Below are 23,975 nucleotides of genomic sequence, written 5' to 3' on the forward strand. Positions count from 1 at the left end.
TTAATCCGGGGTCGGACGAATGAACGAATTGGCCGGCATGGTCGCCGGCAAAACGGCCATTGTAGCTCAGGACTGCCAGACCGGTCACGAAATCGCCGCGATCGGCTTTGTCTTGTCGTGCGTGGGCGAGTCGATCAGCTACAATGTCAGGCCAGAATCTACCAGGGACGCGAATGCCTACGCCGTATCAGACACACATCGGTCCTTTACCCGTAAATCGACGTTTTTCTGGGCCGCGTTGGGTGCCACTGTCGGGCTCGCCAACCTGTGGCAGTTTCCCTATCTTGCCAGCCTGCACGGTGGCGGGCTCTTTATCCTTATCTACCTGGCTTGCCTGCTCCTGGTGACCTTGCCATTGATGGTCACAGAGGCGGCGTTAGGCCGGCACTCCCGTCATGGCCTGGTGCTGGCGCTCGACGGTTTTGTCCGCAGTGCCAAAGCGTCCAATGCCTGGCTCATTGTGGGCCGATTGGGCATCCTGGCGGCGTTTCTGGTGTTGTCGTTCACCGCGGTATTTGGCTCCATTGCGCTGGCCTACGTGTTCTATGGCGCCATGGGGAAGTTTTCCGGCATTGATCAGGCCGGGGCCACCCAGATTCTCGCCGGCCTGGTGTCTGATCCCCGGGAATACCGGGTGTTCATGAGCTGGCACGCGCTGTTCCTGGTATTGGTGATCTGGGTGTCGATCCAGGGCGTGGTGAGCGGGCTTGAGCGCGCGCTGCGGGTTGTCGTGCCTGGCGCCCTGGTGTTGATGATGGCGTTGTTTGCGTTGGCGGTCTGGCACGGTCGGATCGATGGCGCCATTGAGCACATTCTGGCCACCCATCCCGAGGATGTCAGCTTCGCGAGTGTGAAGGCGGCGCTGTTTCACGCTTTCTTTACTTTGGGCCTTGGTATGGGGGTGTGGGCGATCTTCGGTGCTTACACCGCACCGGGCACCCGCTTGAAGCGTTCGATCCTGGCGGTAGTGCTCATGGACACCCTGGTGGCCATTGTTGCCGGCCTGATGATTTTCTCGGTGGCAACGGGTGGCACCAGTTTTGACGGTGAGCGCGGCTTTGACCTGTTGTTCGTGTCGCTGCCGGTGACCCTGGCGGAGTTCCCCATCAGTCAGTTCGTGATTGCCGTGGTCTTTCTGCTGACGGTGATGATTGTCTGGACCACCTCGCTGGCATTGATGGAGCCGGTGGTGGGCTGGTTCCGTGAATGGACCGGCGCCCCCCGGGGCTGGTCGGCGCTGATTATTGGTCTTGCGGTCTGGTTCGCGGGGCTGGCGTCGTTGTTGTCATTCAACGTTTGGGCCAGTGACCGGATGGCCGGTGCCACGGTGTTTCGCTGGTTGGAGCTGATTACCGGTGGTCTCCTGATCCCAGCTGTCGCCATTCTGGTGTCGGTGTTCACCGGGTGGCGCATTACCCGCGGTCTGTCGAGCCAGATTCTGGGTCAGGCGCCGAAGCTGTTTGAGGGGATCTGGTTCTGGGTGATGCGCCTGGTGCTTCCAGTGGTGGTGGCGTACATCGGCATTCAGTACACCGCTTTTTCACTGACCAATCTGTGTGAATCCGGCAGCGACGGCATCTGGTGTAGCCAGCCCGCCACTGTGCTGTTTGAGCCCGGTGAAGAATCTCTGTTGGAGGAACCCGCCCCTGCGCCAGAGCCAAAGCCTGGTGCAGCTGGTGAGCAGGGGGAGAAGGCTTTGCCTGCCGGTGACTCAGGTGCAGAGGAGCCAGCGGAGGAGTCCGAACCCGGCGAAAATGCCCCCAAAGACGGCGAGATCCTTTATCATAGTGTCTGATCAATCGTAGCTGTTTAGCTATACGTATACCTTTTTGAATGTCTGCCAGCAGGACCGTCGGTTTCCATGCCCCATCAGATCGATAAAACAGCCCTTGTCATGCACTCGGCCGAGCGCATGTTCCATCTGGTAAACGATGTCGCCCGTTACCCGGAGTTTCTGCCGTGGTGTGCCAACACTGAAATTCATGAGCAGAACGCGGACGAGATTACCGCGTCGATGGAAATTGCCAAGGGTGGTGTGCGCCACACTCTGACCACCCGCAATCAGTTGCAGCAACCTGAAGTTATTGAGATGAACCTGGTGGATGGTCCGTTCCGGAATCTGGCGGGTCGCTGGCATTTCAAGCCGCTGAGTGACGACGCCTGCAAGGTGATCCTGACGCTGGAGTTCGAGTTCACGGGCTCGCTGTCGCGCATGGCGTTTGGCACGGTGTTCAATCAGGCCGCCGCGACCATGGTGGATGCCTTCTGCAAGCGGGCCGACCAGCTGTATATGGGGGCGACGTAATGCCCCATGTGGAAGTGGCTTATGCTCGTCCGGATCGGCAGGAAATCGTGCCGGTGACGGTGCCGCAGGGCACGACTGCTCTCGAGGCGGTGAAGCTGTCCGGCATTGTTGGGATCTTCCCGGAAATCGATCCCGATGGCATCGACATGGGCATTTTTGGCAAGGTGATCAAGGATCCGTCCGCGCATCCATTGCGGGAAGGTGATCGGGTTGAGCTCTATCGCCCGCTCCAGATCGACCCGAAGCAGGCACGTCTGAACCGGGCCAAGAAGAAAGGCTGAGCGTTCTGGCTCAGTAGGCGGGCGTTTCTTCCAGTAGCTGGGCTTCGTAGTGGGAAAACTGGTCGTCGTTGTAGTACACGATGATGCGCTGTTCCTGAATGTCACCGCCGCGACGCTGGAAGGTATACACGTAATATTCCCTGGATGAATCAATCGGATTCAGCATCAAGGGCGTTCCCATCACTGCATGCACCTGGCTGCGAGGCATGCCCGCGGTCAATGCCGTCAGCTCCTCATCGGTCACAATGTTGCCTTGCTGGACGTTGATTTTATACACGCCAGGGAAGGCACAACCGGCCATGATGAGAGTGAGAATCAGAGCTGTGAGCTTTTGCATCGCGGGGGGAAATCCTCTATCTTAAAATCGCCCGCCTGAGGCGGGTGTGGCACGGGGTAACCGTTTCAAGGCGGCTTCATCATACCGGAAGCCGAGAGACACACCAAAGAGTGAATCGTAACATGTCATCTGAAAACACCGAATTACGCAAAGTCGGTCTGAAAGTTACTCTGCCGAGAGTGAAAATCTTCAATATTCTGGAAACTTCCGAAGAGCATCACCTCAGTGCCGAGGACGTGTACAAAAAACTGCTGGAGCAGGGCGATGACGTGGGCCTGGCGACGGTCTACCGGGTGCTGACTCAGTTCGAAGCGGCGGGCCTGGTTTTGCGCCACAACTTCGAAGGTGGTCACGCGGTGTTCGAGATGGCCGGCGACGACCATCATGATCACATGGTCTGCACCCAGACCGGCCAAGTTATCGAGTTCGTTGATGAGATCATCGAAGAGCGTCAGCAGAAAATCGCGAAGGAGCATGGCTTCGAGATCGTCGATCACAGCCTGATCCTGTACGTAAAGCCGATTAAGTCGTAAGCAAAAAGTCATATACAAAAAAGGGGCGGGTTTTAGCCCGCCCCAAACAGCTCTCAGGATCGAGAGGGGGATAGTGTGTCTGGTGGCCTAGTGGTGGGTTGCCTGTCCCTTGGAAAACATCTCCCGGGCATGCGCAATAGTGTGCTCAGTCATATCAACCCGCCCAGCATTCTCGCTACTTCGTCAATTCTGCCCTGATCATCCAGCGTCTCGATTTTCGAGAAGGTGGCGTCCCGTTCAGTGAACTTGCTGACAAACAGGTGCTGGTGACATTGCGCCGCCACTTGCGGCAAGTGAGTCACGCACAGAACCTGGCCATTTTCACCCAGTGCGCGCAGTAGCCGGCCAACCACTTCGGCGGTGCCGCCGCCAATACCCACGTCCACCTCGTCAAACACCAGGGTAGGTGTGGTGGAGGTCTGCGCGACCACTACCTGAATGGCCAGGCTGATGCGTGACAATTCGCCACCGGATGCCACCTTGGCCAGCGAGCGTGCTGGCTGGCCGGGGTTGGCGCTGACCAGGAACTCAATGTCCTGCTGGCCGTGAGGTGCAGGTTCGTCGCCTTTGTTGCGATTCAGGTGAGTGACGAACTGCATGTTGGGCATGCTCAACTGTGCCAGTTCTCCGGCAATGCGCTGATCCAGTTCCACGGCGGCGCGTTCGCGAGCGTCGGTCAGTTTGGTGGCCAGTTCATCAAAGGTGGCGCGCTGGCTGTCCAGTTCTGCTTCCAGTTGTTCCAGGCTGCCGGCGCCGCCATCCAGTTCGGCCAGTTCCGCGCTCAGTCGCTGGTGCAGTTCAGGCAGTTCTTCCGGGCCGATCCGGTGTTTGCGGGCCATCTGGTAAATGGCGCTGAGTCGTTCTTCGACCTCCGCAAGTCGGGCCGGATCCGCTTCGTAATCGTCAACGAAGCGGCGCAGGTTGTCGCCGGCTTCGCTGATCTGAATCTGGGCTTCGCTGAGCATTTGCAGGGTGTCGGCCAGCGCATGAACTTCCACCGGTAGTTGCTCTAGCTGCTGCAGGGCCTGGCGTACCAGTCCGGCTGCGCTGGTTTCCTCTTCGGTGCACAACAGGGCTGCCTGGTGGCTGCTGTGCAGCACGGCGTCGGCCTGGCTCAGTTGCGCCTGCTCTTCTTCCAGCCGTTCCTGTTCGCCATCTTCCAGGGCCAGTCGGTCCAGTTCTTCAACCTGGTAGCGCAATAGCTGCAGCTTGGCTTCGGTTTCGTCCGCGTTTTGCTGACGCTCGGTCAGGCGCTGGCGGGTCTGGTTCCAGGCCTTGAAGGCGGCGTGGGTGTCGGCGGCCAGCGGTTCCACGCCGGCAAACTCGTCCAGCAGTTTGCGGTGGGTTTCCTTGCGCAGTAGTGACTGGTGTTGATGCTGACTGTGGATATCCATCAACACGCCGCCCAGATCTTTCAGGTGCGCAAGCGGGCAGGGCTGACCATTGATGTAGGCCCGCGAGCGGCCGTCTTTGCTGATTACGCGGCGCAGGATGCAGTCGTTGTCGTCATCGAGTTCGTGGGAGGTCAGCCAGTCGGCAGCTTCGGGGATATTGGCTACGTCAAAGGTGGCGGTGATGTCTGCACGCTTGGCGCCATGGCGGACGGCGCCGGCGTCTGCCCGGCCGCCCATTGCCAGCCCCAGGGCATCCAGAACAATGGATTTGCCGGCGCCGGTTTCACCGGTCAGTGCTGTCATGCCTTTGCTGAACTGGAGCTCGACCCGTTCGGCAATGGCGTAATTGGAAACTGTCAGCTGTGTGAGCATGCAGGTAACCTCCGCGTCCTTCGAAATACTGGCATGGCCCTGCCCGATGTTGGGCGCCTGCCGACTACTGTTGGTATATACAGTGACTGTGAATATATACAGGGTTTTTGCTGTTTGCAAACTGTGTAGCCCGGAAAATCTTCCGGATTGAATGGCGGGGTGGTTGAAACCTGCGAGCGGGGCCCCATATCGGATCGCATCTATATTTTTCCGGCTCGCTGCGGTCGGAAGCCATGTTCAATTGGCCGTCCCGTGATCGGCCACCGGATAGCTAGCAGGAGAACTCATGAGCAACGACGAGAACCGCAACGAACAGGTTGAAGACGAGCTGAAGGAAGCAACTGAAGCTGCGGCCGAAGAGGCACAGGCCGAAAGCGAGGTTGTGGAAGGTGAAGAATCTGAAGTGGACGCATTGAGAGCCCAGGTTAAGGAAGCGCAAGAGCAGATGCTGCGCTCCCAGGCCGAGATGCAGAACGTGCGCCGTCGTGCCGAAATCGACGTTGAAAAGGCTCACAAGTTCGCCCTCGAGAAGTTCGTGAAAGAGCTGCTGCCTGTTGCCGATAGCCTTGAGAAGGCCGTTGAGAGCACCGAGGGTAGTGAAGATGCCGGTGAGCTGGTTGCGTCCATTCGCGAGGGTGTTGAGATGACCCTCAACCTGTTCATGAACAGCCTTGGCAAGTTCAACGTCGAGCAGCTTAACCCTGTAGGTGAGCCGTTCGATCCACAGCAGCACGAAGCTATGTCCATGGTGCCGTCACCGGACGCTGAGCCGAACAGTATCGTAGCCGTGGTACAGAAGGGCTACCTGTTGAATGGCCGCGTTGTCCGTCCGGCCATGGTGGTCGTTGCCAAGGCAGAAGACGCACCAAAAATTGATGAGCAGGCTTGAAAAGCTGATTAAAGCGCCAATATAGCCAGTAAATGGTCAAAGCCGGGGTGACTTCCCCGGGAAAGCATTCAGAAGAATTGGAGTGATTCAATGAGCAAGATTATTGGTATCGATCTGGGAACCACAAACTCCTGCGTGGCCATCATGGATGGTGACAAGGTAAAGGTCATTGAAAACGCCGAGGGTGATCGCACTACACCTTCGATCATCGCGTACACCGACGATGGCGAAACCCTGGTAGGTCAGTCTGCCAAGCGTCAGGCGGTGACCAACCCGCACAACACCCTGTACGCCATCAAGCGTCTGATCGGTCGTCGTTTTGAAGACGACGTGGTTCAGAAAGACATCAAGATGGTGCCGTACAAGATTGCCAAGGCCGACAACGGCGACGCTGGTTGAAGTGAAGGGCGAGAAGATGGCCCCACCGCAGGTTTCTGCAGAAGTTCTGAAGAAGATGAAGAAGACTGCAGAAGACTACCTGGGCGAGAAAGTAACCGAAGCGGTTATCACCGTTCCGGCCTACTTCAACGACAGCCAGCGTCAGGCCACCAAAGATGCCGGTAAGATTGCTGGTCTGGAAGTTAAGCGGATCATCAACGAGCCGACCGCAGCAGCCCTGGCCTATGGCCTGGACAAGAAGAGCGGCGATCGCACCGTAGCGGTTTATGACCTGGGCGGCGGTACCTTCGACCTGTCCATCATTGAAATTGCTGACGTTGATGGCGAGCACCAGTTCGAAGTACTGGCCACCAACGGTGACACCTTCCTGGGTGGTGAAGACTTCGATATGAAAATCATCGAATACCTCGCCGACCAGTTCAAGAAAGACAGCGGTATCGACCTGCGTGGCGATTCCCTGGCGATGCAGCGTCTGAAGGAAGCTGGTGAAAAGGCCAAGATCGAGCTGTCCAGCAGCCAGCAGACCGACGTGAATCTGCCGTACGTGACTGCCGATGCCAGCGGTCCGAAGCACATGAACGTCAAGCTGACTCGCGCCAAGCTCGAGTCGCTGGTAGAAGATCTGGTTCAGCGGAGCCTGGAGCCGTGTAAAGTTGCTCTGCAGGATGCGGGCATGAAGGCCGGTGAGATCGACGAGGTTATCCTGGTCGGTGGTCAGACCCGTATGCCGCTGGTTCAGGAAAAGGTTAAAGAGTTCTTCGGCAAAGAAGCTCGTAAAGACGTTAACCCGGACGAAGCCGTAGCCATGGGTGCTGCCATCCAGGCCGCCGTACTGTCTGGCGACGTGAAAGACGTGCTGCTGCTGGATGTAACTCCGCTGACCCTGGGTATCGAAACCATGGGTGGCGTGGCTACTCCGCTGATTGACAAGAACACCACGATCCCGACCAAGAAGTCGCAGACGTTCTCCACTGCGGATGACAACCAGACAGCGGTCACCATCCATGTGGTTCAGGGTGAGCGTAAGCAAGCCGCCCAGAACAAGTCGCTGGGCCGTTTCGATCTGGCCGACATCCCGCCGGCAGCGCGCGGTGTGCCGCAGATCGAAGTTACCTTCGACATCGATGCCAACGGCATCCTGAACGTGTCGGCGAAGGACAAGGCGACTGGCAAAGAGCAGTCCATCGTGATCAAGGCCTCTTCTGTCTGAACGACGATGAGATCGAGAAGATGGTGCAGGACGCCGAGGCCAACGCCGAGGAAGATCGCAAGTTCGAAGAACTGGTGCAGACCCGTAACCAAGGCGACGCCATGGTGCACGCGGTTCGTAAGACTCTGACTGAAGCTGGCGACAAGGTCAGCGAAAGCGAGAAAGAGTCTATCGAAGCGTCCATCAAAGAGCTGGAAGAAGCCCTGGCCGGGTCCGACAAGGACGACATCGAAGCCAAGACCCAGAAGCTGACCGAAGTCTCTTCTGAGCTGGCTCAGAAGATGTACGCGGATCAGGCGGAGCAGGCCGAAGGGCAGGAAGAAGCCCAGGGCCAGCAGTCTGACGACGCCGTTGATGCCGAGTTTGAAGAAGTCAAAGACGACGACAAGCGGTAAATCTGACGTACATCAGGCAGTTGGAAAACGCGGGGGAGTCCCCCGCGTTTTCCGCGTTTAAAAAACAGGGTTTTAAAGCATGGCCAAGCGCGATTATTACGACATTCTCGGTATTTCCCGGGATGCGGACGAGAAGGAAGTCAAGCGAGCTTATCGCAAGCTCGCGATGAAGTATCACCCCGACCGTAACCCGGACGACACCGACGCGAGAACAAGTTCAAAGAGGCCAGCGAAGCTTACGAGATTCTGGCCGACGATTCGAAACGCGCCGCCTACGACCAGTTCGGTCACGCCGGCGTTGACGGCCAGGCCGGTGGCGGCTTCGGCGGCGGTGGCGGTGGTTCCAGCTTCTCCGATATCTTCGGGGACGTATTTGGTGACATCTTCGGTGGCGGCGGTGGTCGCGGCCGGACTTCCCGTGGTGCGGATCTGCGCTACACGCTGGAGCTGGACCTGGAAGAAGCTGTTCGCGGCAAGACCGTAGAGATCAAGATCCCGGGTCACCGCGAGTGCGATACCTGCGACGGCAGCGGTGCGGAAAAAGGCTCAACGCCGGAAGCCTGCGGTACCTGTAAGGGTATGGGTCAGGTGCGTATGCAGCAGGGTTTCTTCACTGTGCAGCAGGCCTGTCCGACGTGCCGGGGTTCTGGCCAGATCATCAAGAATCCGTGCAAATCCTGTCATGGACAAGGCCGGGTTCAGGAAGAAAAGACTCTGTCTGTGAAAGTGCCGCCGGGTGTTGATACCGGTGATCGTATCCGTTTGTCTGGTGAGGGCGAAATGGGTATGGACGGTGGTCCTCCGGGCGACCTGTACGTGCAGATTGCCGTGCGTGAGCACTCGATCTTTACCCGTGACGGTCGCAACCTCTATTGCGAGGTTCCCATCAGCATCGTTGATGCCGCACTCGGTGGTGAGCTGGAAGTGCCGACCCTCGATGGTCGCGTTAAGCTGAAGATTCCGGCAGAAACTCAGACCGGCAAACTGTTCCGTCTGCGCAACAAGGGTGTGAGCCCGGTGCGTGGTGGTCCGTCCGGTGATCTGCTGTGCCGGGTGATGGTCGAAACGCCGGTCAATCTGACCAAGCGTCAGAAGGATCTGCTCGAGGAGTTCCAGCAAACACTGGACGGCGGCGACGGCAATCAGCATGCTCCGAAGAAGACCTCCTGGTTCGAAGGTGTGAAAAGCTTCTTCGACGAAATGAAATTCTGACGGCGGATTAAAGGGAAGTGTGATCATGAGGGTAGCAATCATCGGCGCAGCCGGGCGCATGGGTAAGGTGTTGATCGAAGCCGTAGACGGTACCGAGGGACTGGAGCTGGGTGCGGCCGTGGTCGAGCCAGGCAGCAGTCTGGTGGGCGCCGATGCCGGTGAGCTTTCAGGTATTGGCAAGACCGGAGTCCGGTTGGCCGGTACCCTGGAAGACGTGAAGGCGGATTTCGATGTGCTCATCGATTTCACCTTCCCGGATCTGACCCTGGCCAATGCCGAGTTCTGCAAGGCCAATGGCAAGATGCTGGTGGTCGGTACCACCGGTCTGTCAGAGGCTGAAAAACAGCAGCTGGCACTGGCCGCCGAGTCGGCGCCGGTGGTTTTTGCGCCTAATATGAGTGTTGGCGTTAACGTGGTGCTTAACCTGCTCCAGACTGCGGCGGCAACCCTGGGTGACGACTACGATGTCGAAATCATCGAGGCCCATCACCGTCACAAGAAGGATGCCCCTTCGGGTACCGCGCTGCGCATGGGCGAAGTGGTGGCCGATGCGCTCGGGCGCGATCTGAAGGAGTGCGCCGTGTACGGCCGTGAAGGCTTTACCGGTGAGCGTACCCGCAAGGAAATCGGCTTCGAGACCATTCGCGCCGGCGATGTGGTGGGTGATCACACCGTGCTGTTCGCCACCGAGGGCGAGCGCATTGAGGTGACTCACAAGGCTAGCAGTCGGATGACCTTTGCCAAGGGCGCCATGCGTGCGGCATTGTGGTTGGCGGATAAGCCGGCCGGCCTGTACGACATGCAGGACGTGCTGTCACTGAAGTAAGCGTGAACGCAGGGCCTGGCATTTGAGCTGGCCGGTGATTATACATGGACAGAAAGCCGCACTTTTTTTACAATAAGGCGGTTTAACTGCACCAAGCGTGGTTTTAAAAATGCCCGGAGCGCCTAAGTCGTTCCCGGACAACAAAAAGCGGGACGGAGTTTTGACTCCCTCTCGCTTTTTTGCGACCTGAATTTGCGCTTGCGTTCCTGTTCGTGACGAACCGATACGCCACTCGATGAGGATACAAGCCTTGAGCACACCCGCAATCCTAGCACTCGCAGACGGAAGCCTGTTCTATGGCACTGCCATTGGCGCTGATGGAGAAACCAGCGGTGAGGTAGTGTTCAACACCGCCATGACCGGCTACCAGGAAATCCTGACTGATCCGTCCTATTCTCGCCAGATCGTAACCCTGACCTATCCCCACATCGGCAACACCGGTGTGAATGAAGAGGATGTGGAATCCGACCGGGTTCAGGCTGCCGGCCTGATCATTCGCGATCTGCCGTTGATGGCCAGTAACTGGCGCAGCACCGGCAGCCTGGATGAGTACCTCCGAGCCAACAACATTGTCGGCATTGCCGACATCGATACCCGACGCCTGACGCGCATTCTCCGGGACAAAGGTTCCCAGAATGGCGCTGTGGTTGCCGGTGCTGATGCCGCCGCCGAACGCGCGCTGGAGCTGGCCAAAACGTTCCCGGGGCTGAAGGGTATGGACCTGGCCAAGGAAGTCACCTCAGAGAAAATCTGGAACTGGACTCAAGGTGAATGGACGCTGGATAACGGCTACGGCGAACGTGGTGAAGCCCGATTCAAAGTTGTGCCTACGATTACGGCGTTAAGTTCAACATCCTGCGGATGCTCGCTTCCCGCGGTTGCGATATCACGGTGGTTCCGGCCCAGACGCCGGCTGCAGATGTGCTGGCGATGAACCCCGATGGCGTCTTCCTGTCCAACGGCCCCGGCGACCCCGAGCCCTGCGACTACGCCATCAAGGCTATTCAGGAAGTGCTGGAAACCGAGATTCCGGTGTTCGGGATTTGCCTCGGTCACCAGTTGCTGGCCCTGGCCAGTGGCGCCAAGTCCATGAAGATGGGCCACGGCCACCACGGTGCCAACCATCCGGTGCAGAACACCGAAGACGGCACCGTAATGATTACCAGCCAGAACCACGGCTTTGCGGTGGACGAGAGTTCCTTGCCGGCTACTCTGACGGCAACCCACAAATCCCTGTTTGACGGCACCTTGCAGGGAATCCGGCGTACCGACAAGGCGGCGTTCAGTTTCCAGGGTCACCCGGAAGCCAGTCCCGGTCCTCACGACGTGGCGCCGCTGTTTGACGAGTTTATCCGGCTGATGGAAGCCCGGACTGCCTGAGGGCAGGTTCCCGGGCCTCGGGCCCGGGAACACACGCGCCGCCATTAGTGCTGCAAGAATTCTAAAAGTTGCTGACAGGTTTACCGAGACATGCCAAAACGTACTGACATCCAAAGCATCCTGATCCTGGGCGCAGGTCCCATTGTGATCGGGCAGGCGTGCGAGTTCGACTACTCTGGTGCACAGGCCTGTAAGGCCTGCGGGAAGAGGGTTACCGGGTTATTCTGGTGAACTCCAACCCGGCGACCATCATGACCGACCCGGTCATGGCCGACGCCACCTACATCGAGCCGATCACCTGGAAAACCGTCGCCAAGATCATTGAGAAAGAAAAGCCGGACGCGGTGCTGCCGACCATGGGTGGCCAGACTGCCCTGAACTGCGCGCTGGACCTGGAAAAGCACGGCGTGCTGGCGGAGCACGGTGTTGAGATGATCGGCGCCAACGCCGACACCATCGACAAGGCCGAGGACCGGGACCGGTTCGACAAGGCCATGAAGAAGATTGGCCTGGAATGCCCCCGTGCCACCATCGCCCACACCATGGACGAGGCCTGGAAGGTCGCTGACGACATCGGCTTCCCCTGCATCATTCGCCCGTCGTTCACCATGGGTGGTTCCGGTGGCGGTATCGCCTACAACCGGGACGAGTTTGAAGAAATCTGTACTCGTGGCCTGGACCTGTCGCCGACCAACGAGCTGTTGATCGATGAGTCCTTGATCGGCTGGAAGGAATACGAGATGGAAGTGGTCCGCGACAAGGCGGACAACTGCATCATCGTCTGTGCCATCGAGAACTTCGATGCCATGGGCGTACACACCGGTGACTCCATCACCGTGGCTCCGGCCCAGACTCTGACCGACAAGGAATACCAGATCATGCGGAACGCCTCGCTGGCGGTTCTGCGTGAAATCGGTGTTGAAACCGGCGGCTCTAACGTTCAGTTCGGAATCAACCGGACACCGGGCGCATGGTGGTGATTGAGATGAATCCGCGGGTGTCGCGTTCATCGGCGCTGGCGTCCAAGGCCACTGGCTTCCCGATTGCCAAGGTCGCCGCCAAGCTGGCTGTGGGTTACACCCTCGATGAGCTGCGCAACGAAATCACCGGTGGCGTCACGCCAGCTTCGTTCGAGCCCAGCATCGATTACGTGGTCACCAAGATCCCGCGGTTCACCTTCGAGAAATTCCCGCAGGCCGACGCCCGCCTGACCACACAGATGAAATCGGTGGGTGAGGTGATGGCCATCGGTCGCACCTTCCAGGAATCCCTGCAGAAAGCCCTGCGTGGTCTGGAAGTCGGCTCCGAAGGCTTCGATGAGAAGCTGGAGGACCTGAGTACCCAGAACTCCAAGGAAACTCTGACCCGCGAACTCAACGTGCCCGGTGCCGAGCGCATCTGGTATATCGGCGATGCGTTCCGGGCCGGTTACACCGTGGACGACGTGTTCCAACACACCAAGGTTGATCCCTGGTACCTGGTTCAGATCGAGGATCTGGTCCGGGAAGAGCAGGCGCTGAAGTCGGCCGGCAAGGCTGACATTGATCAGGCCACGCTGTTCCGTCTCAAGCGCAAGGGCTTCTCCGATGCCCGTCTGGCCAAGCTGCTGGGTATCTCTGAAGTCAGCCTGCGCAAGCTGCGCCACGATCTGGACATCCGTCCGGTCTACAAGCGGGTGGATACCTGCGCCGCCGAGTTTGCCTCTGACACCGCCTACATGTACTCCACCTATGAGGAAGAGTGCGAGGCGGACGCCAGTGATCGCGACAAGATCGTGGTGATCGGTGGTGGCCCGAACCGGATTGGCCAGGGCATCGAATTCGACTACTGCTGTGTCCACGCGGCCCTGGCCATGCGTGAAGACGGCTACGAAACCATCATGATCAACTGCAACCCGGAGACCGTGTCCACCGATTATGACACCTCTGACCGGTTGTACTTTGAGCCGATCACCCTGGAAGACGTGCTGGAAATCATTCACGTCGAGAAGCCCAAGGGTGTGATCGTGCAATACGGTGGCCAGACGCCACTGAAGCTGGCCCGTGGCCTGGAAGCCGCCGGTGTGCCCATCATCGGTACCAGCCCGGATGCCATTGACCGCGCCGAAGACCGTGAGCGGTTCCAGCAGATGATCACCCGTCTGGGTCTGAAGCAGCCGGAAAACGCCACCGTGCGCAGTCACGAAGAAGGCATTCTGGCGGCCCGTGAAATCGGTTATCCGCTGGTGGTGCGTCCGTCCTACGTGCTGGGTGGTCGTGCCATGGAAATTGTTTACGACGAAGAAGAACTGGTGCGCTACATGCGCAACGCCGTGCTGGTGTCCAACGACAGCCCGGTGCTGCTGGACCACTTCCTGAACGCCGCCATTGAGGTCGACATCGACGCTATCTGCGACGGCAAGGATGTCGTCATCGGCGGCATCATGCAGCACATCGAGCAGGCCGGCGTGCACTCCGGTGACTCTGCTTGCTCGCTGCCGCCGTATACCCTGTCTCAGGCAGTGCAGGATGAAATGCGCGACGCGGTGAAGAAGATGGCCATCGAGCTGGACGTGGTCGGGCTGATGAACGTACAGCTGGCCTGGCAGGATGGCGAGATCTACGTGATCGAGGTCAACCCGCGCGCCTCCCGGACGGTGCCGTTTGTTTCCAAGGCGATCGGTGTGTCCCTGGCGAAAGTCGCGGCGCGGGCGATGGCCGGTGTATCCCTGGCGGATCAGGGCTTCACCAAGGAGATTATCCCGACCTATTATGCGGTGAAAGAGTCTGTGTTCCCGTTCAATAAGTTCCCGGCGGTGGATCCTATCCTGGGGCCGGAAATGAAGTCCACCGGCGAGGTCATGGGCCTGGGTGACAGCTTTGACGAAGCTTTTGCCAAGGCCGCGTTGGCGGTAGGTGAGCGTCTGCCGGTGCAGGGAACTGCCTTTATGTCGGTTCGGGACGTCGACAAGGCGGAGGCGGTGAAAGTCGCGCGCGATCTGTCTGACGCCGGTTTCAAGCTGATTGCCACCACCGGCACTGCCAAGGCTTTGAAAGAGGCCGGTATCGACGCTGAGCGGGTTAACAAGGTTCGCGAAGGCCGCCCGCACATTGTTGATGCCATCAAGAATGGTCAGGTTCAGCTGATTATCAATACCACTGAAGGTCGCAAGGCAATTTCGGACTCGGCGCAGATTCGCCAGTCGGCGTTGCAGACCAAGGTGACTTACACAACCACACTGGCAGGCGGCGAAGCGTTCTGTCGGGCCATTAAGTTCGGCCCTGAGCGCACTGTACGTCGCCTCCAGGATCTTCACGCAGGAAAGTAAGACTATGGCTGACAGAGTACCAATGACTACGGCGGGCGAGTCCCGCCTCCGTGAGGAGCTTCAGAAGCTGAAGTCGGAAGATCGCCCCCGGGTGATTGCGGCGATCTCTGATGCCCGTGAGCACGGCGATCTGAAAGAAAATGCGGAATACCATGCCGCTCGCGAGCAGCAGAGCTTCATCGAAGGCCGCATTCAGGAAATTGAAGGCAAGCTGTCCGCGGCCCAGGTGATTGATGTCACCACCATGGACAACACCGGCAAGGTGATCTTCGGCACCACGGTTCATCTGCTGAACATGGATAGCGACGAGCAGGTGGTCTACAAGATCGTGGGCGAGGATGAGGCCGACATCAAAGCCGGCAAGATTTCGATTTCATCCCCCATTGCCCGCGCCTGGTGGGCAAAAGCGAAGGCGATGTCGTGGCGATTCGTGTGCCCTCGGGCACCGTGGAATACGAAATCGAGGAAGTGGAATACGTCTGATCAGGCGCAGGTCCACAAAAAAGCCGGCTTGGGGTGACCCAGCCGGCTTTTTTATGTCCGAATCGCGCCTGCAATCAGCTCTTGTAGCGCTGCAGGTTGGACAGCTTCGGGTTTGGCTTCTTGGCCCGGCGCAGGATAACCGCAATCTTGCCGATGGACTGAACCAGTTGCGCGCCCGCTGATTCACACAGGGCGTTTACTGCTTCCTGGCGAGCTTCACGATCGGGATTGGCGATCTTGATCTTGATCAACTCGTGGTCGTTGAGTGCGCGCTCGAGTTCTTCCTGAAGACCTTCGGACAGGCCTTTGTCACCAACAATGATGACCGGCTTCAAATTGTGGGCAATGGCCCGGTATTCCCGGCGCTGTTCCGGTGAAAGGCTCATGATGCAATCTCTTTATCGGTGCAATTAACAAAACGTCAGCGTGATGACGCTGACAAATTCGTACAATGGATCGATTGTAACAGATCGCTATTGGGTAAAAATGGCTGTTAACACTTACGATGCGTGGGTTGAGTCTTGAAACGCCGGCGAAGCATGGAAATTGCCGGATTTTGCCGGGCTGGCTGGTTGATTGAAGGGCGGCCTGTTGTAATTTCAGATTCTGCGCCCACTATTTGATTATGGCCAAATGTTATAGGGTCCAGGCGGCACAAACACTGGATTCCGGCGCGCCGGTATGTGGCCGTTACGGATGGGCCGTTTCTGGTGGACGGGCGTACAATTGGTGTAAGGTGTCAGAAAAGGGCGGTGCCTACGGGGTAGTCCTTCAATTCACAGGTGATGATCCTTGAACGATATGGCAAAAAATCTGGTTCTCTGGCTAATCATAGCCGCAGTACTGCTGATGGTGTTTCAGAATTTCTCTCCCACCACCAGCGGACAACAAGTCAATTATTCGCAGTTTGTTGAGATGGTCCAGCAGGGCCAGGTCAATAAAGTGACGATCGATGGTCTGGAAATTCAGGGTACCCGTGGTGACGGCTCTCAGTTCCAGACAATCCGGCCCCAGGTCTCCGACAACAAGTTGATGGATGATCTGCTGGCTAACAACGTCGAGGTTATCGGTAAGGAGCCAGAGCGTCAGAGCCTGTGGACACAGTTGCTGGTGGCGGCTTTCCCGATTCTGATTATCATCGCGTTGTTCGTGTTCTTTATGCGTCAGATGCAGGGCGGCGGTGGCGGCAAAGGCCCCATGTCGTTCGGTAAGAGTAAGGCGCGTCTGATGAGTGAAGATCAGATCAAGACCACGTTTGCCGACGTAGCCGGTGTCGATGAAGCCAAAGAAGACGTGAAAGAGCTGGTGGATTTCCTTCGGGATCCCAGCAAGTTCCAGCGTCTGGGCGGCAGCATTCCGAAAGGCGTGTTGATGGTCGGCCAGCCGGGTACCGGTAAAACCTGTTGGCGAAAGCCATCGCGGGTGAGGCGAAGGTGCCGTTCTTCTCCATTTCCGGTTCCGATTTCGTGGAAATGTTCGTGGGTGTTGGTGCCTCCCGGGTACGTGACATGTTCGAGCAGGCCAAGAAACAGAGCCCGTGCATCATCTTCATCGACGAGATTGATGCCGTCGGTCGCCATCGTGGCGCTGGCATGGGTGGTGGTCACGACGAGCGTGAGCAGACCCTGAACCAGTTGCTGGTTGAGATGGACGGCTTCGAAGGTAATGAAGGTGTTATCGTGATCGCCGCGACCAACCGTCCGGATGTTCTGGACCCGGCGCTGCTGCGTCCCGGACGTTTCGACCGTCAGGTCGTAGTTGGTTTGCCCGACATCATTGGCCGTGAGCAGATTCTGAAAGTGCACATGAAGAAAGTGCCTTTGGCGGACGGCGTTGAGCAGCTGATCGCTCGTGGTACGCCAGGATTCTCCGGTGCCGATCTGGCCAACCTGGTAAACGAGGCTGCGCTGTTTGCGGCTCGTCGGAACCAGCGCCTGGTATCGATGGAAGAGTTCGAGCTCGCCAAAGACAAGATCATGATGGGCGCCGAGCGCAAGTCCATGGTCATGAGCGAGAAGGAAAAGCGGAACACCGCCTACCACGAATCAGGTCACGCCATTGTTGGTCGCCTGGTGCCGGAGCATGATCCTGTCTACAAGGTCAGCATCATTCCTCGTGGTCGGGCCCTGGGTGTCACCATGTTCCTGCCCGAGGAAGACAAGTACAGCCATAGCAAACGCTTCCTGATCAGCTCTATTTGTAGCCTGTTCGGTGGCCGGATTGCGGAAGAGCTGACCCTTGGCTTCGACGGCGTTACTACCGGTGCCTCCAACGACATCGAGCGGGCGACCAGCCTGGCTCGCAACATGGTTACCCGTTGGGGTCTGTCCGAGAAGCTGGGTCCGCTGCAGTATGATACCGACAGCGAAGAGCCGTTCCTTGGCCGTTCCGCTGGGCAGGCGCAGACTGTGTACTCGCCGGAAACCGCGCAGCGGATTGATGAAGAGGTTCGCAACATCATTGACGAGTGCTACGAAAAGGCGCGTCAGTTGCTGATCGATAATCGTGACAAGCTGGACCTGATGGCCGACGCGCTGATGAAGTACGAGACCATCGACCGCTTCCAGATTGACGACATCATGGAAGGTCGAGAGCCTCGTCCGCCCAAAGGCTGGGGTGACAGTGGCCCCACCGGTGGCGTGACGGCTGAAGAGCCGGCGTCTGAGTCCAAGGGCTCTGACGATGGTCGCCAGCCTGATGTTGGCCGGCCTGCCGGCGAGCACTGACGCCTCTCGTACGACCGTAAGTAAGACCCATGCGCCGCCCGGATTCCGGGCGGCGTTTGTTTTTGCAGACCCTCGACAGGATTCGTTATGGACATGAACTTCGCTGGCCGCAGGCTGGATATGGCTCGGTGCTACGTGATGGGTGTTCTTAATGTCACGCCTGATTCCTTCTCCGACGGCGGACAGTTTAATCGCCCCGAGGTTGCCATTGCCCGGGCTCGGCAAATGGCCGCAGACGGGGCCATGTTTATTGATGTGGGTGGCGAATCAACGCGCCCGGGCGCAACACCGGTGTCGGTTCAGGAAGAGCTGGACCGGGTGTGTCCGGTGGTTGAAGCCATTGCCAAAGAGCTCGATGTGGTGGTTTCAGTAGATACCAGTGCTCCTGAGGTGATGGCAGAAACTGCTGCCCTTGGTGCCGGCTCATTAACGATGTTCGCGGCCTGCAGCGCGAAGGAGCGCCTGAGGCGGTAGCAAGGCGGATATTCCCGCCTGCATCATGCACATTCAAGGCGAACCGGAAACCATGCAGGCGCGTCCGGAATACCGGAATGTCTGCCGCGAAGTCAGTTCCTTCCTGACCGAGCGTATGCGGGTGGCGGAGGCGGCCGGGATACGGCCGGAGAATATTATCCTGGATCCCGGCTTCGGTTTCGGTAAAACCCTGGAGCACAATCTTCAGCTGCTGGCTGCCATGGAGCAGCTGCATGTGCTGGGTCACCCGCTGTTGGTTGGTATGTCGCGCAAGTCCATGTTGGGCGCGATCACCGGGCGCGAGGTAAATGAACGGTTGCCCGCAAGCCTTGCGGCCGCGACAATAGCCGCCATGAAAGGGGCCAGCATCGTCAGGGTGCATGATGTCCGTGAAACAGTGGATGCCGTTAAGGTAGTAACGGCAATGAAGGAGGCGCGCTAATGTCCGACAGAAAATACTTTGGAACCGATGGCATCCGTGGCCGGGTCGGCGAGTCTCCGATCACGCCCGAGTTCATGTTGCGCCTGGGCTGGGCTGCTGGGCAGGCGTTCAAACGCGACGGCCAGCGCAACAGTGTGCTGATCGGTAAGGACACCCGTCTGTCCGGTTACATGTTTGAATCCGCTCTGGAGGCAGGCCTCGCCGCCGCCGGTGTGGACGTGAAACTGTTGGGCCCCATGCCAACGCCCGCCATTGCCTACCTCACCCGAACCTTTCGTGCGTCTGCCGGTATTGTGATCAGCGCCTCCCACAACCCGCACCATGACAATGGCATCAAGTTCTTCTCGGCAGCCGGTACCAAGCTCGACGATGCTCTTGAAACCGAGATCGAACGCTGGCTCGATCAGCCTCTGGAGGTGTGCGCGTCCGGGGAGTTGGGTAAAGCATCCCGGGTAGATGACGCGCCCGGCCGTTATGTCGAGTTCTGCAAAAGTACAGTGCCGAACGAATTCAGTCTTGATGGCATGAAAATCGTCCTCGATTGCGCTCATGGCGCCACCTATCACGTTGCTCCCAAAGTCTTCCGTGAGCTCGGTGCGAATGTCTCGGTCATCGGTGGTGAGCCGGACGGGCTGAACATCAACCTGAATGTTGGCTCCACCGAACTGGGTGCGTTGAAACAGGCCGTGGTTAGTCGCGGCGCCGATCTGGGTATTGCCTTCGATGGTGACGGCGACCGGGTGTTGATGGTGGACCGCGACGGTTCCGAGGTCGACGGTGATGAGTTGTTGTATGTGATTGCCTGTCAGCGCTTTGCCGAGGGTCGGCTCAAGGGTGGCGTGGTTGGAACCTGATGACCAATCTGGGTGTCGAGCTTGCACTGCGGGAGCAGGGTATTGAGTTCGAACGCGCCAAAGTGGGCGATCGCTATGTCATGGAGCGCCTGATCGCGAATGATTGGGTGCTCGGCGGTGAAGGTTCCGGTCACATGGTGATTCGCGATTGCACCAGCACCGGTGATGGCATTGTCTCTGCGCTGCAGGTCTTGCTGGCAGTCTACAAGTCGGGCAAGCCGTTGGCTGAACTGCGCCGCACCATGAGCAAGCTGCCGCAGACCATGGTGAATGTCCGGGTGGCCGAGCGTTTCGATCCCCACAGCCGCGAAGATATTGCCAGCGCCGTGCGCAAGGCTGAGGCCGAGTTGGGCGAGGCCGGTCGCGTGCTGTTGCGGGCCTCCGGAACCGAGCCGCTGATTCGGGTAATGACCGAGGGCCAGGACGCCGAGACGATTGATCGTATCGCCAATGAGCTGGCCGTAGTGGTTGAAAATTCCTCCGCTTAATTTCGTATTTTCAGGCGGTTGTCTGTCGGGAGGGACTGCTGTATAGTTCGCCCTCCCTCACGTTTGGGAACTGTTATGCGCCGCAAAATTGTAGCCGGAAACTGGAAAATGAACGGGTCGAAAGACTGGTGCAGCAGCTCGTTGGCTCTGTCCGGTCCGAGGCTGAGTCGCTTGATAATGGTGTGGAGGTTGTTATCATCCCTCCCGCAATCTATGTCAGCGACGTTGTGGCGCAGTCAGGCGAACGCCTGATGGTTGGTGTGCAGAACGTAGGGCAGTGGTCTTCGGGCGCCTACACCGGCGAGATTGCCGCGGACATGGCCAAAGATCAGGGCTGTACTTATGCACTGGTTGGGCACTCCGAGCGTCGGCAGCTGTTTGGCGAGACCGATGATGAGGTTGCCGCCAAGGTTGAGAGCCTGGTTGCCAGTGGTTTGGTCGCCGTTGTGTGTGTTGGCGAGACCCTGGAGCAGCGCGAAGCTGGCCGTGCAAAAGCTGTTGTGGCTTCGCAGGTTAAGGCAGCTCTGGCCAATGTGGCCGCAGACCAGTGGGGTCGAATTGTGGTGGCCTACGAGCCGGTCTGGGCGATTGGCACCGGGAAAACCGCTACTGCGGAAGATGCTCAAGCCATGCACGCGTCGATCCGACAGGTGCTGGCTGAGATGAACGCACCGGCTGAAAGCATTTCATTGCTTTACGGCGGCAGCGTAAAAGCGGATAATGCAGCCGCTCTTTTTGCCGAGCCGGATATAGACGGCGGTTTGATCGGCGGGGCGTCGCTGAAAGCAGACGATTTTGTGAGTATTTGCCAGGCAATGCCGGCGAGTACCAATAGTTAAAGGTTCGCGAGAGTCGATATGGATTGGATGGAAACACTAGTAGTCGTAGTGCACGTGGTAATCGCCGTGGCACTGGTGGGTCTCGTGCTGATCCAGCAGGGCAAGGGTGCAGACGCTGGTGCAGCGTTTGGTGGCGGTGCCTCGCAGACGGTGTTTGGTAGTCAGGGTAGCGGAAGCTTTCTGACGCGCCTCACCACGATTCTTGCCATCGTATTTTTTGTAACGAGTTTTTCGCTGGCGGTATTCGCCAAGCAGCGTGCCGAAGTGGCCGGTGAGGCAGGTATTCCTATGGTTCAGGAATCCAGCCATTCAGCCCCGATGGAGCAGGCGTCTGAGGCAGATGCAGCGCAGTCCAGCGAAACCGAGAGCGGGGAGTCTGATCTCCCCGAGCTCGAGTAAGAGTGTTGCCCGGGTGGTGGAACTGGTAGACACGCTATCTTGAGGGGGTAGTGGCGAAAGCCGTGCCGGTTCGAGTCCGGCCCCGGGCACCATAATGAAGAAAAGCGGCTTGGATTTTCCAGGCCGTTTTTTTTGGTCAGTCCTTGACCAGTCCGCCTGGCGTCTCTATACTCCGGCGGATATTGGGACCGGCGCGCGTGAGCATGCCGGTTTCTGGCAGGCCAGGTGTCTGTCAGCAGGAAGCGGTTCACCGGTTTGCTTCCTGCGAGTTCTTGCAACAAAGAGCCCCACTTATAGGGGCTTTTTGATTAAGGGGCCTGGCGCATCAGGCCCTGGTGCGTAAAAAGGGCTGATTAACAGCCCTTTTTTTGTTTTTGGGGCCGGTAAATTTGAAAACGGAGACGGCATAACTTGTCAGCCAAGCTTAAGCAACTGGAAGACATTCTTCGGCCGGTGGTCGAAGGCCTGGGGTTTGAATACTGGGGTATTGAATATCGGTCCCAGGGTCACCATTCGAAGCTGCGGGTGTTTATCGAAGATGTTGAGAACGGCATCTCGATTGAAGACTGCGAAAAGGTCAGTCGGCAGATCAGTGGCGTGATGGATGTGGAAGACCCCATCCAGTCTGAATATACCCTGGAGGTGTCTTCCCCGGGTATGGATCGGCCGCTGTTTCGCCTGGAACATTACGAAGCCTTTGCTGGCCAGCAGGTCCAGATTCGTTTGCGCATGGCCTTTGAGGGGCGGCGCAAGTTCAACGGTCTGATCAAGGGCGTAGAGGGCGACGATGTGGTTGTGATCGTTGATGATCACGAGTATCTGCTGCCGTTCGATAGCATCGAGCGGGCGCACATCGTCCCGGTATTTGAATGAACACATCTGAACGCACGTCAGTGGACGCACAGTTTAATTTGAGGGCAGGGCAATCGAATGAGTAAAGAGATCTTGCTGGTGGTTGAGTCCGTCTCGAACGAGAAGGGAGTCGAGAAGGATGTGATTTTTGAGGCGATCGAGCTGGCACTCGCCACTGCCGCAAAGAAGCGGTATGAGGACGAGGAGGCCGATATTCGAGTCGCTATCGATCGCCGCACCGGAGAATACGAAACCTTCCGCCGTTGGCTGGTCGTCGACAACGACGCCGTTCCGGCACTGGGCACCGAGCTCACGTTCCAGGAAGCGGAAGAGATTTCCAGCGAGCTGCAGCCCGGCGACATTCACGAAGAGAAAATCGAATCGGTGGCCTTTGGCCGCATTGGCGCCCAGGCGGCCAAGCAGATCATTTTCCAGAAAGTACGTGAAGCCGAGCGCACCAAGATTGTTGATAGCTACCGCGATCGCGTCGGTGAGCTGGTGTCCGGTACCGTCAAGAAAGTAACCCGTGACAACGTTATCGTTGATCTGGGTGCCAACGCCGAAGCACTGCTGCCGCGCGAAAACCTGATCCCCCGGGAAACTTTCCGGATGGGTGATCGTGTTCGTTCGCTGCTGCTGGAGATCCGCACCGATCACCGCGGCCCTCAGCTTATCCTGAGCCGGACCGCTCCGCAGATGCTGATCGAGCTGTTCCGCATTGAGGTGCCTGAAATCGCCGAGGAGCTGATCGAGATTCGTGGCGCTGCCCGTGATCCCGGTTCACGCGCCAAGATTGCCGTTAAGACCAACGATCGCCGGATCGATCCGGTGGGTGCCTGTGTCGGTATGCGCGGTTCGCGTGTGCAGGCGGTATCCAACGAATTGGGCGGTGAGCGCGTCGATATCGTGCTGTGGGACGACAACCCGGCCCAGCTGGTCATCAACGCCATGGCGCCGGCCGAAGTTGCCTCTATCGTGATGGATGAAGACCGTCACACCATGGACGTTGCGGTTGCCGAAGATAACCTGGCCCAGGCCATCGGCCGTAACGGACAGAACGTCCGCCTGGCTACCGAGCTGACCGGCTGGACCCTGAACGTAATGACCGAAGAAGAAGCCGGTGAGCGTCAGGAACAGGAGTACAATCGTCTGGTGGATCACTTCACCGGAAACCTCGATGTCGACGATGAGTTTGCAGGCTTCCTGATTGAGGAAGGCTTCACATCGCTTGAAGAAGTGGCCTATGTGCCGATGGAAGAAATGTTGGCCATCGAAGGCCTTGATGAAGACACGGTGACCGAACTTCGCCGCCGGGCCAAGGACGTCCTGTTGAACCAGGCGTTGGCCAGCGAAGAAGCCCTTGAGGGTTCGGAGCCGGCAGAAGATCTTCTGGGAATGGACGGCATGGACCGTGGCCTGGCCTTTAAGTTGGCCGGCATGGGTGTGCGTACCATGGAAGATCTTGCTGAGCAGTCCGTCGTGGATCTGCTTGATATTGAAGGAATGGATGAAGAGCGTGCCGGTCAACTTATCATGACTGCACGTGCCCCCTGGTTTGAAGACCAGGCCTAATTCGGG

General features: G+C 58.2%; 11 protein-coding genes, 1 tRNA gene and 11 pseudogenes. 20 read left to right on the forward strand and 3 right to left on the reverse strand.

Features of this window, described 5'->3' with window-relative positions; genetic code table 11:
* Positions 1-19: 19 nt before the first annotated feature.
* The 3 genes from AU14_RS03905 (at position 20) to AU14_RS03915 (ending at position 2,586) form a co-directional block, all read left to right on the forward strand.
* Positions 20-1,795 carry a sodium-dependent transporter gene (locus tag AU14_RS03905; RefSeq protein ID WP_236744363.1) on the forward strand — a complete coding sequence of 592 codons (1,776 nt, stop codon included), beginning with the start codon at positions 20-22 and terminating at the stop codon, positions 1,793-1,795.
* Between the two features lie 66 nt (positions 1,796-1,861).
* On the forward strand, positions 1,862-2,305 hold the full coding sequence (locus AU14_RS03910; RefSeq protein ID WP_041339085.1) for a type II toxin-antitoxin system RatA family toxin: 444 nt from the start codon (positions 1,862-1,864) through the stop codon (positions 2,303-2,305).
* The gene (locus tag AU14_RS03915) at positions 2,305-2,586 is read left to right on the forward strand and encodes an RnfH family protein (protein WP_041339088.1); all 282 of its coding nucleotides are present in this window, start codon (positions 2,305-2,307) and stop codon (positions 2,584-2,586) included. Before AU14_RS03910 ends, AU14_RS03915 begins: the two co-directional genes overlap by 1 nt.
* 10 nt (positions 2,587-2,596) lie before the next feature.
* On the opposite strand, the gene AU14_RS03920 is transcribed toward AU14_RS03915, so the two are convergent.
* Positions 2,597-2,923, reverse strand: a complete 327-nt coding sequence (locus AU14_RS03920) for an outer membrane protein assembly factor BamE (RefSeq protein WP_041339091.1) — start codon at positions 2,921-2,923, stop codon at positions 2,597-2,599.
* Positions 2,924-3,045: 122 nt separating this feature from the next.
* Between AU14_RS03920 and fur the strand changes: the two genes are divergently transcribed.
* On the forward strand, positions 3,046-3,456 hold the full coding sequence (gene fur, locus AU14_RS03925; protein WP_041339094.1) for a ferric iron uptake transcriptional regulator: 411 nt from the start codon (positions 3,046-3,048) through the stop codon (positions 3,454-3,456).
* Positions 3,457-3,543: 87 nt separating this feature from the next.
* On the opposite strand, the pseudogene recN reads toward fur, so the two are convergent.
* Positions 3,544-5,222, reverse strand: a pseudogene (gene recN / locus AU14_RS03930) (DNA repair protein RecN).
* Positions 5,223-5,508: 286 nt separating this feature from the next.
* On the opposite strand from recN, the gene grpE reads away from it, so the two are divergent.
* The 8 genes and pseudogenes from grpE to greA all read left to right on the forward strand — a co-directional run bounded on the left by grpE (position 5,509) and on the right by greA (position 15,323).
* Positions 5,509-6,111 (forward strand): nucleotide exchange factor GrpE, encoded by a 603-nt coding sequence (gene grpE, locus AU14_RS03935; protein ID WP_041339096.1) that lies wholly within the window; start codon positions 5,509-5,511, stop codon positions 6,109-6,111.
* Between the two features lie 90 nt (positions 6,112-6,201).
* Positions 6,202-8,115 (forward strand): annotated as a pseudogene (dnaK, locus tag AU14_RS03940) (molecular chaperone DnaK).
* 79 nt (positions 8,116-8,194) lie between these two features.
* Positions 8,195-9,327: pseudogene (dnaJ, locus tag AU14_RS03945) on the forward strand (molecular chaperone DnaJ).
* Between the two features lie 25 nt (positions 9,328-9,352).
* Positions 9,353-10,153 (forward strand): 4-hydroxy-tetrahydrodipicolinate reductase, encoded by an 801-nt coding sequence (dapB, locus tag AU14_RS03950; protein ID WP_041339099.1) that lies wholly within the window; start codon positions 9,353-9,355, stop codon positions 10,151-10,153.
* 250 nt (positions 10,154-10,403) lie between these two features.
* Positions 10,404-10,896, forward strand: a pseudogene (locus AU14_RS23660) (carbamoyl-phosphate synthase domain-containing protein); the annotation flags it as partial.
* A 76-nt stretch (positions 10,897-10,972) separates the two neighbouring features.
* Positions 10,973-11,533: pseudogene (locus AU14_RS23665) on the forward strand (carbamoyl phosphate synthase small subunit); the annotation flags it as partial.
* A 90-nt stretch (positions 11,534-11,623) separates the two neighbouring features.
* Positions 11,624-14,840, forward strand: a pseudogene (gene carB / locus AU14_RS03960) (carbamoyl-phosphate synthase large subunit).
* A gap of 22 nt (positions 14,841-14,862) precedes the next feature.
* Positions 14,863-15,323 (forward strand): annotated as a pseudogene (gene greA / locus AU14_RS03965) (transcription elongation factor GreA).
* Between the two features lie 74 nt (positions 15,324-15,397).
* Here greA and yhbY read toward each other — a convergent pair.
* Positions 15,398-15,709 (reverse strand): ribosome assembly RNA-binding protein YhbY, encoded by a 312-nt coding sequence (gene yhbY / locus AU14_RS03970; protein WP_041339102.1) that lies wholly within the window; start codon positions 15,707-15,709, stop codon positions 15,398-15,400.
* 415 nt (positions 15,710-16,124) lie between these two features.
* On the opposite strand from yhbY, the pseudogene ftsH reads away from it, so the two are divergent.
* From ftsH to nusA, 8 genes and pseudogenes are all read left to right on the forward strand, one after another.
* Positions 16,125-18,049 (forward strand): annotated as a pseudogene (gene ftsH / locus AU14_RS03975) (ATP-dependent zinc metalloprotease FtsH).
* An 87-nt stretch (positions 18,050-18,136) separates the two neighbouring features.
* A pseudogene (folP, locus tag AU14_RS03980) lies at positions 18,137-18,965 on the forward strand (dihydropteroate synthase).
* Positions 18,965-20,307: pseudogene (glmM, locus tag AU14_RS03985) on the forward strand (phosphoglucosamine mutase). Before folP ends, glmM begins: the two co-directional pseudogenes overlap by 1 nt.
* A 75-nt stretch (positions 20,308-20,382) precedes the next feature.
* A pseudogene (tpiA, locus tag AU14_RS03990) lies at positions 20,383-21,146 on the forward strand (triose-phosphate isomerase).
* A gap of 18 nt (positions 21,147-21,164) precedes the next feature.
* Complete coding sequence (gene secG, locus AU14_RS03995) at positions 21,165-21,545, forward strand: preprotein translocase subunit SecG (protein WP_041339108.1); 381 nt, start codon at positions 21,165-21,167, stop codon at positions 21,543-21,545.
* 7 nt (positions 21,546-21,552) lie between these two features.
* Positions 21,553-21,637: transfer RNA gene (locus tag AU14_RS04000), tRNA-Leu, on the forward strand.
* A gap of 319 nt (positions 21,638-21,956) precedes the next feature.
* Positions 21,957-22,418, forward strand: a complete 462-nt coding sequence (gene rimP / locus AU14_RS04005; RefSeq protein WP_041339111.1) for a ribosome maturation factor RimP — start codon at positions 21,957-21,959, stop codon at positions 22,416-22,418.
* Between the two features lie 57 nt (positions 22,419-22,475).
* Positions 22,476-23,969, forward strand: coding sequence for a transcription termination factor NusA (gene nusA / locus AU14_RS04010; RefSeq protein ID WP_041339114.1), 1,494 nt, complete (start codon positions 22,476-22,478; stop codon positions 23,967-23,969).
* Positions 23,970-23,975: the final 6 nt, after the last annotated feature.

It is taken from the genome of Marinobacter similis, from assembly GCF_000830985.1.
Taxonomy (GTDB): domain Bacteria; phylum Pseudomonadota; class Gammaproteobacteria; order Pseudomonadales; family Oleiphilaceae; genus Marinobacter; species Marinobacter similis.

Coding starts and splice junctions, on each gene's coding strand:
- nusA (WP_041339114.1), top strand. CDS start 22,476: ATGAGTAAAGAGATCTTGCTGGTGGTTGAGTCCGTCTCGAACGAGAAG.
- yhbY (WP_041339102.1), bottom strand. CDS start 15,709: ATGAGCCTTTCACCGGAACAGCGCCGGGAATACCGGGCCATTGCCCAC.
- fur (WP_041339094.1), top strand. CDS start 3,046: ATGTCATCTGAAAACACCGAATTACGCAAAGTCGGTCTGAAAGTTACT.
- AU14_RS03915 (WP_041339088.1), top strand. CDS start 2,305: ATGCCCCATGTGGAAGTGGCTTATGCTCGTCCGGATCGGCAGGAAATC.
- AU14_RS03905 (WP_236744363.1), top strand. CDS start 20: ATGAACGAATTGGCCGGCATGGTCGCCGGCAAAACGGCCATTGTAGCT.
- secG (WP_041339108.1), top strand. CDS start 21,165: ATGGATTGGATGGAAACACTAGTAGTCGTAGTGCACGTGGTAATCGCC.
- dapB (WP_041339099.1), top strand. CDS start 9,353: ATGAGGGTAGCAATCATCGGCGCAGCCGGGCGCATGGGTAAGGTGTTG.
- grpE (WP_041339096.1), top strand. CDS start 5,509: ATGAGCAACGACGAGAACCGCAACGAACAGGTTGAAGACGAGCTGAAG.
- AU14_RS03910 (WP_041339085.1), top strand. CDS start 1,862: ATGCCCCATCAGATCGATAAAACAGCCCTTGTCATGCACTCGGCCGAG.
- AU14_RS03920 (WP_041339091.1), bottom strand. CDS start 2,923: ATGCAAAAGCTCACAGCTCTGATTCTCACTCTCATCATGGCCGGTTGT.